Here is a 13,539-nt window from a genome sequence, read left to right as displayed (position 1 = left end):
CTTTTGTTCTGTGGTTCAGCCGGCGAACAGGGCGCGGGCTTTCAGGTCGTTGGATTTCAGGGCCCCGTCGATCAGGCCGGGCGCCAGAGCGTTGAGGCGGACGAACAGGCTCTCGGGGAAGCCGAGATAGACGTCGCGGCGATCGCTGCGGATGGCGGCGACGATGCGGTCGGCGATCGCGTCCGGATCGTCGACGGCCATGCCGGTCAGGCGCGCATATTCATCGACCTTGGCGGAGTTGAACGGCGTAGCCACCGCGCGGGGCGCGACATAGGTGACGCCGACGCCTGTGCCGGCCAGTTCGCGGCGCAGCGATTGGCTGAGCGCCCGCATCCCGGCCTTTGCGCTGGAATAGCTGGCGAAGTGGGCGAAGTTGATCGAGCCGAAAATGGAGCCGACGTTGGCGATCTGGCCGTGTTTGCGCGCCTTCATGCCGGGCAGGACGGCCTGGGCCAGACGCGCCGGCGCGACCAGATTGACCATATAGGTCGCCAGCAGGTGCTCGGGCGTCTGCTGCTCCAGCGGGCCGAAATGCTGGATTCCGGCGATGTTGATCAGAATGTCCCAGGCGCGGTCGCCTGCCTGTTCGGCAACGCTGTCGAGGCCCTGCGGAGTGGACAGGTCGCCCACCAGGGTGTGATGGCCCGTTACCGGCGCGCGGGCGACGATCGTGACCCGGCCGCCCTCGCGCTCGATCCGCTCGACCACACGACGCCCCAAGGCGCCGGAGCCGCCGGTGACCAAGATGTTGCGATCCTCAAACTGCATCGACCGTCTCCCACGCTGCGATGTGGGGGATGGAGGCGAAGACCCCGCCGAACAGGCCGAACATCACCTTGGCCATGTGGACGATGGCGGCGCGGTCGTTGGCGTCCGACACCCGGTCCAGCAGTTGCTTGAGGAACAGGATGTGATCCTGATCCAGAGCCCCATGAGAGATCAGATAGGTGAAGGCGGCGGGCGGCAGGCCAAGGCTTTGCTGCACGGCCTCGGCGCCGACGCTGGCCAGCTGGATGCTGGTGCCTTCCAGCACATAGACCATGCCGAAGAAGGCCATCGGATTGATGCGCTGGATGGTGTCATAGGCATAGGCCACCATCAGTTCGGTCGCGACGTTCGGGCCGTCCCGCACGGTCTGATCGGGGTCGCCGCCGGCGGCGCGGATGTCGTTAAGGATCCACTGCTCATGGCCGGTTTCCTCTGCGATATAGTCGTCGAGCGCGGCCTTGAAGACGGCGTGGTCATCGTCCAGCCGCGCCCGGGCGGCCTGCATCAACGGCACGGTGTGGCGGACGTGGTGATAGGCCTGGGCCAGATAGGCGACGTAGGTGTCGCGGCTGATTCGGCCGGCCAGACCGTCCCTGATCTGGGGGATGGCGGCGAAGGCGGCCCGCTCGGTTGCGGTCGCGGCGACCAGGGATTCAAAAAACGACATGCGAACTCTCAGGCGGCTTGCGAGGGGGAGGGGGCATAGGTGCGCAGCAGGGTCTCGCGACGCGGACGACCGTTGGCCGTGACCTGACCGGCGGCGGGATCGAACGGCGGGACCAGACGCCAGTCGCCGATGCGGGCATAGTCGGGCAGACGGGCGTTGGCGCGCGCCACGGCGGCTTCGACCTGGGCCGGCTCGGCGCCGGGCATCGCCACGATCAGGGCCGATAACGACGCCTGCGCCTCGCCCATCGCCATCGCCTGAAGGATGTGGGGCTCGGCCAGAAGCTCGCTCTCGACCCATTCAGGCGCGACGTTGCGGCCGAAGGCGGTGATCAGGGTGTTGGCCTTGCGACCTTCGATGCTGAGCCGTCCATCGGCGTCGAAGCGGCCGATGTCGCCTGTGTGCAGACGTCCCGGCGCGGCGGCCTGTCCGACGTAGCCGAGGAAGCGATGGGGCGAGACCAGGATTTCGCCGTCGTCGGCCAGATGGACATCAAGGTGAGGCAGGGGCCGGCCGACCGTGCCGGGGCGGGCGTCGTCCGGACTGTTGAGCGCCACGACCGAGGCGCATTCGCTGAGGCCATAGCCCTCGACCACGGGCAGGCCGGCGTTGGCGGCGGCGTCCAGCAGGGCCGGGGACACGCGGGCGCCGCCGACCGCGATCATCTCCAGCCGATGATCCAGCCGCATCGCGCTCTGGGCGGCGATCAGGCCGCGCAGCAGTTCGGGAACCAGGATCAGGGTCGTGGCGCCGGTCTGGACAACGGTGGTCAGCAGGCCCGCAAAGTCGGGGCGGAAGGCCTCGCCCATCCCGACCTCGGCCAGGCGGGCGGCGTGATAGCGGCCGCCGGCCAGAAGTGTCGCATAGAGGCCGGCGACATTCTCCAGCAGCACGGCCAAGGGCAGCACGGGCAGATGCAGCCCGGCGCGATCCCGTCCCAGGACCTGAACCAGAGAGGCGGCGACCGCCTCCATCTGATCCTGCGACAGGCAGACGCCTTTGGGCGCGCCGGTCGAGCCGGAGGTGTAGGTGATCTTGGCCGTGCCGGGATGCAGATCGCGCACCGGCAGCCCTGTCGGCGTCAGCCGGATGGGCGCGCCGCCCGCCGTCAGCTCGCCCGGAGCGCCCGGCGTGATCAGCAGCCCCGCGCCGGCGTCGGCCAAGGCGTGATCGCGTTGAGCGGCCGTGAAGAAGGGCGGGATCGGCACGCTCGGCCGCTGGGCGAGGATCAACGCCAGATCGACGACGGCCCAGGCCGGTCCGTTGTCGAGCAGGACGCCGACCGGAGATCGATCATCGGCCAAGGCGGTCGCCAGCTCACCGACCTGCGCCAGCAGTTCGGCTGCGGTCAGCGAACCCTCGGCCCACTGAATCACCACATCATCGGGCGTGGAGCGGGCGCGACGCGACAGGGCGTCCAGAACGGCGCTCATGAGCGATCCTCGTAGTGCAGGCGGGTGCGGACGGCCCGTCCGATCGGGGCCGTTTCTGAGAAGTGATCCAGCGGTGCGGTCGCCGCGTCGATCGAGCCGGCCAGCACCACCGGATCGGTCTGATAGTAGGCGCCCCAGCTGCCGCCGCCGTCGTCGAGGCGGCGCGGATCGGCGCGCGCGAGTTGAAGCGCGCCCAGACCGGCCTTGTGGAAGATGCGGCGCAGTTCTTCGGTCGCGGTGGCGACGGCGAACCGCAGACCTTCGGACTGCAGATGATGGGCCATGGCGGCGAACAGGAAGACGGTCGCGCCCTGTCCGCTGGAAGCCAGGCTGCCGATCTCGACCACCTGCGCACGGTCGATGACGGCGCCGATGGCCTGGCTCAGCACCGTTTCCACGGATCCGTCCAGATACTGCTCAAGATACAGAGGCGCCTCGGCGGCGTGCCGGAAGCCGACGGCGGCGTAGATGACGCCCGCCTCGTCCTGAACGCTCATCAGGGTCGGGAAATGGGCGTGAATCTGGCCGCCGTAAGCCTCGGCATACGCCGCCTCGATGAACTGCTCCACGCGGCGACGTTCGCCTCGGCACGGGTCGTCGAACCGGATGATGCGCGACGACAGCGTGCGGCGCGCGCGCGGGCGAACCGCATCGGCGTCTTCGGGCAGGCGGACTGGAAACATGCGGGCCTCGGGCCAGGGGGACTTCGGGCCAGAGACGACGCGGTGCGGCGACCCCCACAAAAAATCTTTCGCGGTCGCAATCGCGGTTGCCGCAGAGGGCGCAGCAACCCACGATGGGGTGGTGAACGCCTCTTCCGGTCCCCCTCAGCACGACCCGAGCCGACCGGCGCGGCAAGCCTTGGCGGACGCGTGGCTGGAGAGCCGCCCGGCCCTGGTGCGCTTCCTGACGGCGCGCACGGGATCGTCGGCGGCGGCCGAAGATCTGACGCAGGATGTCTGGGTGCGGCTGCAATCGATGACCGAGGAGGCTGCCGCCGAGGTCCGCCACCCGCAGGCCTTCCTCTATCGGATCGCCGCCAATCTGGCCCTGGATGCGTCCAAGGCGCAGCGTCGTGCGGGCGCGCGCGATCTGGAATGGCGGCGCGCTTCCGCTATCGATGACGCGGCCGAAGCTCAGGATGCGCCGTCGGCCGAGGACGCTGTCTGGGCGCGGCTCAAGCTCGAAAAAGTGGTCGCCGCGATCGACCGGATGCCGCGCAAGGCCGCAGAGGCCTTCCGTCTGCACAAGATGGCCGGGCTCAGCCAGGCCGAGGTCGCCGAACGGATGGGCGTCTCGCGCAGCGCGGTCGAAAAATACGTTTCCGCCTCGCTGAAGGAACTGCTGCTGCGGGTCGGTTGGCCATGACGACCGGATTTCGCCATTTTTCATTGAGGATGCGGCGCGACCGCGTCGTCTCTCCCCCAAAGCCCGCTCGGGCCCGGACCGGATCATGACCCAGGACGCCGTCATCAAGGACGAGGAGATCGCCGCCCAGGCCGCCGCCTGGGTCGTGCGTCTGCGCGCCGATGACGTAGCGATCGCAGACATCGACGCGGCGACGGCCTGGCTCGATCAAGACCCGGCCCATCGGCTCGCCTTTGACGAGGCCGAGGGGCTTTGGGCGGCGTCGAACGACCTGTCCGACGTTCAGCCGGCGTCGGTCATCGACCTGTCCGCGCACCGCGAGCGGCGCAAGGGCCTGGGGCGGCGATGGATGGTGGCGGTCCCGGCGATGGCTGCGGCCCTCGCCGCGGCGATCTTCCTGGGTCCGATGCTGCAAACCGCGCCGACCGTGGTGTACAGCACCGCGCCCGGCGAAACGCGGATGGTGACCCTGGACGACGGATCGCGGCTTCAGATCAACGGCGGCTCGACCCTGTCGGTGAAGATGGAGCAGGGACGGCGTCTGGTGCATATGGATCAGGCCGAGGCGACCTTCGACGTCGCGCATGACGCCGGTCGGCCCTTCCTGATCGACGTCGGCGAAAGCCAGGTGCGCGTGGTCGGCACGGCCTTCAACATCCGCAGATCCGCCGATGACACCCAGGTGGCGGTGCTCCGGGGCGTCGTCGAGGTCAGCGACCTGAACCAGCCCGCGCGCCGGGTGCGTCTGACGGTCGGTCAGTCGGTCCAGCGCGACGACGCCGACGACCGGATGACCTTGGCCCCCGTCGATGTCCGCACCGCCGCTGCCTGGACCCAGGGCCGACGGGCCTATGATGACCGGCCGCTGCGGGAGATCGCCGCCGACCTCAGCCGCGCCTTCGCCACGCCGGTTTCCGTGGCGCCGAATGCGGCGAACCTGCGCTTCTCCGGCACGCTGGTGCTCGATGACGAAGCGGCGGTGATCGGCCGGCTGGAACGGTTCCTGCCGATCAAGGCCACTCGCGGCCCGCAAGGGGTTCGTCTAGAACGGCGCTGAACCTGCTTCGGACGTCGCCTTTTGGTACGAGCCTTCCTTTGCGCCCTGGTCGTCGTTTGCGGTGTGACCATGCCGTCGATCGGCATGGCCCAAGGCCGTGCCGCGCTTCAGGTGTCGGTCTCGCCTCAGCCCTTGCGGAGCGCCCTCCTCGATTTCGGTCTGCAGGCGGACGTCAGCATCGACGCCGCCGGTGCCGAGCGATGCGGCCCCACGCGCGGGGTGAGGGGCCGGCTTTCAGTCGATCCCGCCCTGTCGAGACTGATGCTGGGCACACACTGCGTCGCGACCCGTGTCGGCGACGGCGCCTACAGGATCGTGCGGGTCGCCGCCTCGCCGCCTGCCGTCACGCGGACGATTGCAGCGCCGCCCGCGCCCGTGACCCCGACGACGCTGGATGAAGTCGTGGTGACGGCGTCACGCACGGACAATCTGCTGCTGTCGCGCGCCCCCTACGGCCTGTCGTCGCTGGACGGGGTGGCGCTGGAACGGGCCGGAGTCAGCGACCTTGACGGCGTCGCCGCGCGGGTCTCTGGCCTGACGGTCACAAACCTGGGGCCGGGACGCGACAAGCTCTTCATTCGCGGCCTGGCGGACGGACCGGTCGCGGGACAGGCGCAAAGCCTGATCGGGCTCTATCTCGACGATGTGCGCCTGACCTATGACGCCCCCGACCCGGCGTTGCGTCTGGCGGATATCGAACGGGTCGAGGTTCTGCGCGGGCCGCAGGGGGCGCTGTACGGCGCCGGCTCGATGGGTGGCGTCGTTCAGATGGTCAGCCGCGCGCCGGATCTGGACGGCGTCTATGGGCGCGTGACGGCGGAGGGGGCGCTGACGGCCGGCGGCACGCCGGGCGACGCCGTTGAGTTGATGATCAACGCCCCGATCCTTCGCGATCGCTTGGCGGTCCGGGTTGTCGGCTATGACGAGACGGTCGGGGGCTACATCGATGACGAGGCCCTCGGACTGAGCAATACCGGCGGCATGCATCGGCAGGGGCTGAGGGCGGCGGCGCTGCTGCGTCTGACCCCCGGCTGGACCTTGAAGACGGGCTTCCTGGCCCAGACCATCGACGTCGACGACAGTCAGTACGCCAATCTGGGCGCCGACGAACCCTATGCGCGTCGTCGTAGCTTGACGGAGCCCAGCCGCAACGATTTCGACGGCGTCTGGGCCTCGGTGGATGGGGATCTGGGCTGGGCGCGGCTGCGGGCCTCGTCCAGCGTTCAGTCACACGGGCTTGACGCGCGATACGATGCGACGCCTGCGGCCGGACTGTTCGGGCTTGCCGGAACAGCGGCGCTGGACCAGGCCGACGACCTGTCGGCTGCGGTGCATGAGGTGCGGTTGAACGGCGACTTCGGCCCACGGCTGAAGTGGAGCGCCGGGCTGTTCTTCTCGGAATACACCCACACTCGCACCGTGGCGATCTCGGACGGGCAGGGCGAGCCGGAGGTCTATCGACAGCACAGGCGCGACCATGTGGACGAGGCGGCTCTGTTCGGCGACGCCGCCTATGCGCTGAACGACCGCCTGAAGATCACGGCCGGCGCGCGCCTGTTCCGCATCGGGGTCGAGCATCGCAGCGAAACCGACGGCGGTCCGACGGAGGTTTCTGGAGAAGACGCTCTGGTCGATATCACCCCACGTCTGGTGATCGAATACGATCGCGGCCCCTTCGTCTTCTACGCCCTGGCGACCGAGGGCTATCGCGGGCCGGGCTTCAACACCGGCGCCGTGCCAGGCGGCGACCAGCAGCCCGCGCGACGTGTGAAGCCGGACGAAATCGTCGCCGGCGAGCTGGGCGCGCGCTTCACCCTGTTCGAAGGGCGACTGCGCGGGCGAAGCGCGGTCTTCGTCGCCGATTGGCGCAACATCCAGTCGGACCGGTTCGACGCGCGGGGCCTGCCCTTCACCGCCAATCTGGGCGACGGCCGCAATCGCGGCATCGAGGGCGAGGTCGAATGGCGGGACGGGCCGTGGACGCTGGATGCGCACGCCGTCGTCAATGATCCCGAGTTGACCCGACCCGATCCCGGTTTCGCGCTCGGGACCGATACGCGCCTGCCGGCGGTTGCCGATTTCAGCGTGCAGGGCGGCGTCGTGCATGAGGCGCATCTGGCGCATGCGACGGTGTGTTCGGAGCTTCGCCTGGACTATGTCGGCCCGACCGATATCGCCCTGTCGCCGACCTCCGCCGGCGCCTCGGCCGGCTATCTGACCAGTTCGCTGGGCGTCGGCGTGGAGATCGATCGCTGGGCGATCAGGGCGTCGGTGGACAATCTGTTCAACCGCAGCGACGACACCTTCACCTTCGGCAATCCCTTCTACGCCTCGGGCGACATCAGCACGCCGCAACGACCGCTCACCGCCCGCCTGGCCCTGACGGCGCGGTTCTGAACATTCGGTTCAGGCGATCTGCCGGCCCGTGGCGATTGTGGTGAGCTTGCGATGGGTCTAGTCATGGCTGGATCATGGAGGCTGAATGCTTGAACTGCGCGCCCTGACCGCCGCCTGCGACAACAGACTGGAGAACTCCGTCTGCTCAAGCTGCGGCGCGCGCGCCTTCAGCGTCTGCGCCAGCCTTCCCGGCGATGACCTCGTGCGGCTGGACGCCATCGCCGAGCGGATCGTCTTGGCGGCGGGCGATGTCATGGCCAGCGAAGATGAGCCCGCCGCCAGCGTCTTCAACATCACCTCGGGCGCTGTGCGGATCTACAAGCTTCTGCCCGACGGTCGCCGCCAGATCACCGGGTTCCTGTTCGCGGGGGATTTCGTCGGACTGACGGCGGGGGAGACCTACGCCTTCTCTGCGGAGGCGATCGAGGACACGACCGTATGTCGCTTCCGGGCCTCGGAATATCGCGCCCTGGCGCGGGAGCGGCCCAGCCTGGAGGCCGCCTTGCTGAGCCGAGCGATGCATGAGCTGACGGCGGCGCAGGATCAGATGCTGCTGCTTGGTCGCAAGACCGCACGCGAACGCCTGGCCAGCTTCCTGGTGACGATGCTTTCGCGCGATCCCTTGCGTCCCTCCGGCGACAACGCCGTGCGACTGCCGATGACCCGATCCGAGATCGCGGACTATCTCGGCCTCACGATCGAGACGGTCAGTCGCGAGCTGACGAAGTTGAAGACCAGCGGCGTCATCCATGCCGTTTCTCTGCACGACCTGCGGATCGAGCGCCCTGATCGCCTGAAAGACATGGCGAACGGCGCATCCTAGGCGGCCAAGTCGGCTGGAGAGCAGGTCAGACGAAGATGTCCGTCGCTGGCCAGGCCTTCGACCCGAATCGATCGTTCGCACAGCGCCATCGGCGGCGCCCGGTGGCTGACCAAGATCAGGCCTTGCCCCCGCGCGGCCAAGCGGTTCTGAAGGCGGTCCAGGACCTGCGCCTCCGTTGTGGCGTCCAGACCCTCAGTGGGTTCGTCCAGCACCAGCCAGGGCGCATCGCGCAGATAGGCGCGCGCAAGGCCAAGACGCCGTCGCTCCCCGCCAGATAGCCGCTCTCCGTTCGGTCCGACGGGGGTATCCAGGCCCAGCGGTTCGGCGCGGAGCCGGTCACCCAGCGCGGCGTCGTCCAGCGCCGCCCACAGGGCCGCATCGTCGGCGGGCCCTGCAAGCAACAGGTTCTCGCGCACCGATCCGTTCAGTAGACGGACGTCCTGCGCCGCATAGGCGAACAGCCGGCGTCGATCCTCCGGCGCGATGTCGACGGCGTCCATTCCACCCAGCCGCATCTCGCCGGCCTGGGGCGTCCTCAGCCCGATCAGGCGTTCGATCAGCGTCGTCTTGCCAGCGCCGGAGGGGCCGAAGACGCCTAGGCGGTAGGGCGGCGTCAACTCGGCGCCAAGGTTTGCAAGACCGAGCGCCGCGCCGCTGAGCGGCTGGCCATGACGGGGGGAGGCCGTGGGCATGGCGGCGTCGAGGCGAGACAGGGCCTGGGCTGCGGAGCCGTTCTGGTGCAGGGCGACCACCAGCCCTGCGGCGGATTCGACGCCCATGATCGCCGCCAAGGCCGCGAGCGCGATCAGCGGCAGGTCGGCGGAGGACGCGGCGGGGATGACGACGCCGACCGCGAGGGCGCTGGCCGCCGCCTGCCACACGGCCATCCAGCCGCCCGATCGGGTCAGGACGATCTGCGCCGCGTCGTAATCGGCGGCGACCCGCGCGACCTGCGCGCACGCCCAGTCGTCAAGCCCGTAGGCCTTCAGTTCGGGCGCGGCGGCCTCCAAGGCGGCGAGGCGATCCTTCAACGCGCCGGCGCCGGTCTGCACCGCTCGGCCGGCGGGATCGGCGAGGCGGCGAGCGATCAGAACGCCGCCTGCGACGGCTGCAATCATGGCGAAGAGCAAGGCCACTCCGGCCAAGGGGGAGGCGAGGCCGGCCAGCAGCACGGCGGAAACGGCGCCGGCGCCCAGGCTCCAGGGCGCCGAGCGGCGCACGAAGAGGGTCTGCACCGCGTCCACGTCCTGAACCAGCCGGGCCGAGACCTCGCCGGACGACAGGTTCAGTGCGCGCTCGGCCGGGCTTGTGGCGATGGCGTCGAACACCTGCGGGCGCAGACGAGCGAGCGCCTTCAAGGCGGCCTCATGGCCCGCGACGCGCTCGAAATAGCGGCCGCCGGTGCGGACGATGGCCAGCAGGCGGATGATGGCGCTGGGCATCATATAGTTGAAACTCTGGGCGGCCGCCGCGCCCGCCAGGCCCGCAAACGCCGCGCCCGTGATGAACCAGCCCGACAGCCCCAACAGACAGACGGCCGCCACCGAGACGATGGCGCCGCCGGCCGCAGCGAGCCGAAGCCGGGCGCGCTGGGCTTGAGTTTGGGCGGCGATCAGGCCGGTGATGCGTGACGGGCCTCTCATAGCGTCACCACGCAGTCGGCCAGGGCGGCGACGGCTGGGGAATGGGTGGCGATCAGGGTGGTGCGGCCGCGCGCGGCCTGACGGATGACGTCAAGCATGGCGCGTTCCGAGGCCGGATCCAGATTGGCGGTCGGCTCGTCCAGCACCAGAAGCGGCGCCCGCTTCAGTATGGCGCGGGCCAAGCCCAGGCGACGGCGCTCGCCGCCCGACAGTCCGCCGCCACGCTCGTCGATGGGGCGATCCAGATCGCCGGACAGGCCCGCCGTGCGCGCGGCCAAGGCGATGCGGCCGGGGCAGGCGGTGCGATCCGCCAGGGCGATGTTCTCGGCCAAGGTTCCAGGCGTCACGATCGGGTGCTGGCTGGCCCAGGCGATCCGCCCGGCGATGTCGCCGCACTGGCTGAGCCGCGCGCCGCCCACCTCGACCTCGCCGCGCGTCAAGGGTGCAAGGCCGAGCAGCAGATGCAGAAGACTGGACTTGCCCACGCCGCTGGCGCCCACCAGCGCCACGATCTGGCCCGGCGCAATGTCGAGGTCGAACCCGTCGATGACTGGCGCTGAGCTTTCATAAGCGATGGCGACATCGCGGAAATGGATGGCGGGCGCCAGGTCGCCGATGGGCGTGCGCTGGGCGGGGCGCGGGTCTGGCGTGATCAGGGACGGAGCTGCTGCCTCGGCGGCCTGGCGATCATGATAGGCGGCCGCCAGGCGGCGCAGCGGCGCATAGACTTCGGGCGCCAGGGCCAGAACGAAGAAGGCGCGCGACAGGTCCAGGGTCTCGGGAACCGGAAAGGGCAGCAGCCGCAACAGGTTGAAACCGCAATAGACGGCGATCAGCGCGACCGACAAGGCCGAGAAGAATTCCAGCACGCCCGACGACAGGAAGGCGATGCGCATGACCCTGGCTGTCCGGCGCTCCAGCTCGTCAGAGGCCTGGGCGATCTGCACCGTCGTGCGGCCCACGGCGTCGAAGGCGAGAATGGCGGGCAGGGTGCGGATACGGTCGATGAACAGGCCGGACAGCCGCTCCAGGGCCTGAAACTGACGACGGCTTTCGCCTGCCGCGGCCGTGCCCGCCAGGGCCATGCCGACAATGAATGGGAAAAGGGTGAATAGCAGGATGCCCGCCGACACCGGGCTGGCGATCGCGGCGGCGGCGATGATCAGCAGCGGCGAAACGCCTGCGGCGAGGCGCAAGGGTGCAAACCGCGAAAAGTAGCCGTCCAGCGCGCCGACCCCCTCGACCAGGGCCGTCATCTGCGCGCTGGATCGCCGTCCTCGCCCGAACAGGTCCGACAACACGCGGCCTCGGACATCGGTCTTTATCGCCCGACCCAACTTCGCTCCGACGCTCACGGCGGCCTGACCGATCAGGCCCCGCGCGATCAGACTGAACACGGCTAAAGCCAGCCACGGCGCGGCGGCGGCTGGCGATACGGGCAGGCTGGAAATCGTCAGGGCCAGGCCTGCCGCGAAGCCGATCGCAGGCGCGACGTCCGCAAGGGTCAGCACGCCGGTCAGCAGCGTCAGCCGCCTCCACGGACGACCGATCTGCTTCAGCCAGGCGGCCGCAGAGGCAGGGGCGATTGGCACGGCGCTCATCAACGGACTCCAGCGCTCGGCGCAGGCCGCGCGCCATTGGGCAAAACGTCGTTGGACGAAATGTCCAAGGACCAAGCGTCCAATAGGGGCCGGCGTTTGTCGGCGCTTTGATCGAGATCAAGGCGGGCGTCCTGCCCACCTTCTACGGCCATCGAAACGTCGGTCGAGCAGACCGATTCCTCGGAGCAACGCCATGATCGACCTCGCGGTCGTCGACCTGTCCCGGCTGCAGTTCGCGCTGACGGCCCTTTACCACTTCCTCTTCGTGCCCCTGACGCTGGGGCTGTCGTTCATGCTGGTCATCATGGAGTCGATCTATGTGATGACCCGCCGGCCAATCTGGCGGACGATCACCCGGTTCTGGGGCGTCTGCTTCGGCATCAACTTCGTGCTGGGCGTCGCGACCGGCATCACCATGGAGTTCCAGTTCGGCATGAACTGGAGCTACTACAGCCACTATGTCGGCGACATCTTCGGCGCGCCGCTGGCCATCGAAGGGCTGATGGCCTTCTTCCTGGAGGCGACCTTCGTCGGGTTGATGTTCTTCGGCTGGGACAAGCTGAAGCCGCACGCCCACCTGTTCGTCACCTTCATGGTCGCGCTGGGCACTAATCTGTCGGCCCTGTGGATCCTGATCGCCAACGGCTGGATGCAGAACCCGGTCGGCGCCGCCTTCAATCCCGACACGATGCGGATGGAGGTCACGGACTTCATGGCCGTGTTGTTCAACCCGGTGGCCCAGGCCAAGTTCGTTCACACCGTCAGCGCCGGTTACGTCTGCGCCTCGGTCTTCGTGCTGGGCGTGTCGGCCTTCTATCTGCTGCGTGGCAAGCACGTCGGCTTCGCCAAGCGATCGATGACGGTCGCCTCGGCGTTCGGTCTGGCGGCGTCGCTGTCGGCCGTCGTGCTGGGCGACCAGTCCGGCTACAATCTGACCGATAACCAGAAGATGAAGCTCGCCGCCCTGGAGGCCATGTGGCACACCGAGCCGGCGCCCGCCGGCCTGACGCTGATCGGCGTTCCTTCGATGAAGGACCGCGAAACCCATTTCGGCGTTCACGTGCCATGGATTATGGGGCTGATCGCGACCCGCACCATCGACAAGCCCGTCGAAGGCATCTTCGAACTGGTCGCCACGGCTGAGGACCGCATCGAATCCGGCGTCATCGCCTATGACGCGCTGGAGAAGGTCAAGGCGAACCCGGCCGATCCCGTCGCGCGCGGCGTGTTCGAGACCCACCGCCGCGACCTGGGCTATGGCCTGCTGCTGAAGCGCCACGTCGCCGATCCCCGCCAGGCCACGCCTGCGCTGATCCAGCAGACGGCATGGGAGACGGTGCCGAACGTCCCGGCCCTGTTCTGGAGCTTCCGCATCATGGCGGGCATCGGAATGTTCATGATCGCCCTGTTCGGCACGGCCTTCGTGCTCTGCACCCTGCGCAAGCATCATACGAAGTGGTTCCTGCGGTTAGCCGTCCTGGCCATCCCGCTGCCATGGATCGCCATCGAGTTCGGTTGGATATTGGCCGAGTTCGGCCGCCAGCCCTGGGCGGTGGAGGGCGTGCTGCCGACATTCCTGGGCGCCTCGTCCCTGACCGTGCCGCAGCTTTGGGCCACCATCGTCGGCTTCACCCTGCTGTATGGCGCACTGGCGGTGGTCGAGGTGCGGCTGATGCTATTCGCCATCAAGAAGGGGCCGTTCCACGAACAGGAGACGTTCGGCGAACCCAGCCCCGAAGCGCCCACCGAGCGCGTTCCCGCGCCCGCCGTGGCCTGACCCAA

General features: G+C 68.8%; 11 protein-coding genes. 5 read left to right on the top strand and 6 right to left on the bottom strand.

Features of this window, described 5'->3' with window-relative positions:
- Positions 1-15 precede the first annotated feature (15 nt).
- The 4 genes from DT343_RS08540 to DT343_RS08525 are packed head-to-tail and all read right to left on the bottom strand — an operon-like array spanning position 16 to position 3,551.
- Positions 16-768 carry an SDR family NAD(P)-dependent oxidoreductase gene (locus DT343_RS08540; RefSeq protein WP_112862470.1) on the bottom strand — a complete coding sequence of 251 codons (753 nt, stop codon included), beginning with the start codon at positions 766-768 and terminating at the stop codon, positions 16-18.
- Entirely contained in the window at positions 758-1,435 is a 678-nt protein-coding gene (locus DT343_RS08535) for a TenA family transcriptional regulator (protein WP_112862469.1), read from the bottom strand. Before DT343_RS08535 ends, DT343_RS08540 begins: the two co-directional genes overlap by 11 nt.
- An 8-nt stretch (positions 1,436-1,443) precedes the next feature.
- Positions 1,444-2,868, bottom strand: a complete 1,425-nt coding sequence (locus DT343_RS08530) for an AMP-binding protein (protein ID WP_112862468.1) — start codon at positions 2,866-2,868, stop codon at positions 1,444-1,446.
- Positions 2,865-3,551: a thermostable hemolysin gene (locus DT343_RS08525; RefSeq protein WP_112862467.1), complete on the bottom strand. Its 687-nt coding sequence runs from the start codon at positions 3,549-3,551 to the stop codon at positions 2,865-2,867. The genes DT343_RS08530 and DT343_RS08525 overlap by 4 nt, the downstream gene beginning before the upstream one ends.
- Before the next feature lie 121 nt (positions 3,552-3,672).
- Here DT343_RS08525 and DT343_RS08520 point away from each other — a divergent pair, with 121 nt between their 5' ends.
- The 4 genes from DT343_RS08520 (at position 3,673) to DT343_RS08505 (ending at position 8,513) form a co-directional block, all read left to right on the top strand.
- A complete protein-coding gene (locus tag DT343_RS08520) occupies positions 3,673-4,236 on the top strand; it encodes an RNA polymerase sigma factor (RefSeq protein WP_258522531.1) in 564 nt (187 codons plus the stop codon).
- A gap of 85 nt (positions 4,237-4,321) precedes the next feature.
- Positions 4,322-5,293, top strand: coding sequence for a FecR family protein (locus DT343_RS08515; RefSeq protein ID WP_112862466.1), 972 nt, complete (start codon positions 4,322-4,324; stop codon positions 5,291-5,293).
- Positions 5,294-5,362: 69 nt separating this feature from the next.
- Positions 5,363-7,690 (top strand): TonB-dependent receptor, encoded by a 2,328-nt coding sequence (locus DT343_RS08510; protein WP_146756720.1) that lies wholly within the window; start codon positions 5,363-5,365, stop codon positions 7,688-7,690.
- 85 nt (positions 7,691-7,775) lie between these two features.
- Complete coding sequence (locus DT343_RS08505) at positions 7,776-8,513, top strand: helix-turn-helix domain-containing protein (RefSeq protein WP_112862464.1); 738 nt, start codon at positions 7,776-7,778, stop codon at positions 8,511-8,513.
- Here the strand turns inward: DT343_RS08505 and DT343_RS08500 are convergent.
- Positions 8,510-10,156 carry an amino acid ABC transporter ATP-binding/permease protein gene (locus DT343_RS08500; protein ID WP_112862463.1) on the bottom strand — a complete coding sequence of 549 codons (1,647 nt, stop codon included), beginning with the start codon at positions 10,154-10,156 and terminating at the stop codon, positions 8,510-8,512. The two genes, DT343_RS08505 and DT343_RS08500, sit on opposite strands and share 4 nt — an antisense overlap.
- Positions 10,153-11,757: a thiol reductant ABC exporter subunit CydD gene (cydD, locus tag DT343_RS08495; RefSeq protein WP_112862462.1), complete on the bottom strand. Its 1,605-nt coding sequence runs from the start codon at positions 11,755-11,757 to the stop codon at positions 10,153-10,155. Before cydD ends, DT343_RS08500 begins: the two co-directional genes overlap by 4 nt.
- 196 nt (positions 11,758-11,953) lie before the next feature.
- On the opposite strand from cydD, the gene DT343_RS08490 reads away from it, so the two are divergent.
- The gene (locus DT343_RS08490) at positions 11,954-13,534 is read left to right on the top strand and encodes a cytochrome ubiquinol oxidase subunit I (RefSeq protein WP_112862615.1); all 1,581 of its coding nucleotides are present in this window, start codon (positions 11,954-11,956) and stop codon (positions 13,532-13,534) included.
- The last annotated feature ends 5 nt before the right edge of the window (positions 13,535-13,539 follow it).

Source organism: Brevundimonas vesicularis (genome assembly GCF_900445985.1).
Taxonomy (GTDB): Bacteria; Pseudomonadota; Alphaproteobacteria; order Caulobacterales; family Caulobacteraceae; genus Brevundimonas; species Brevundimonas vesicularis_D.
This window is presented reverse-complemented; position numbering and strand designations above follow the sequence as displayed.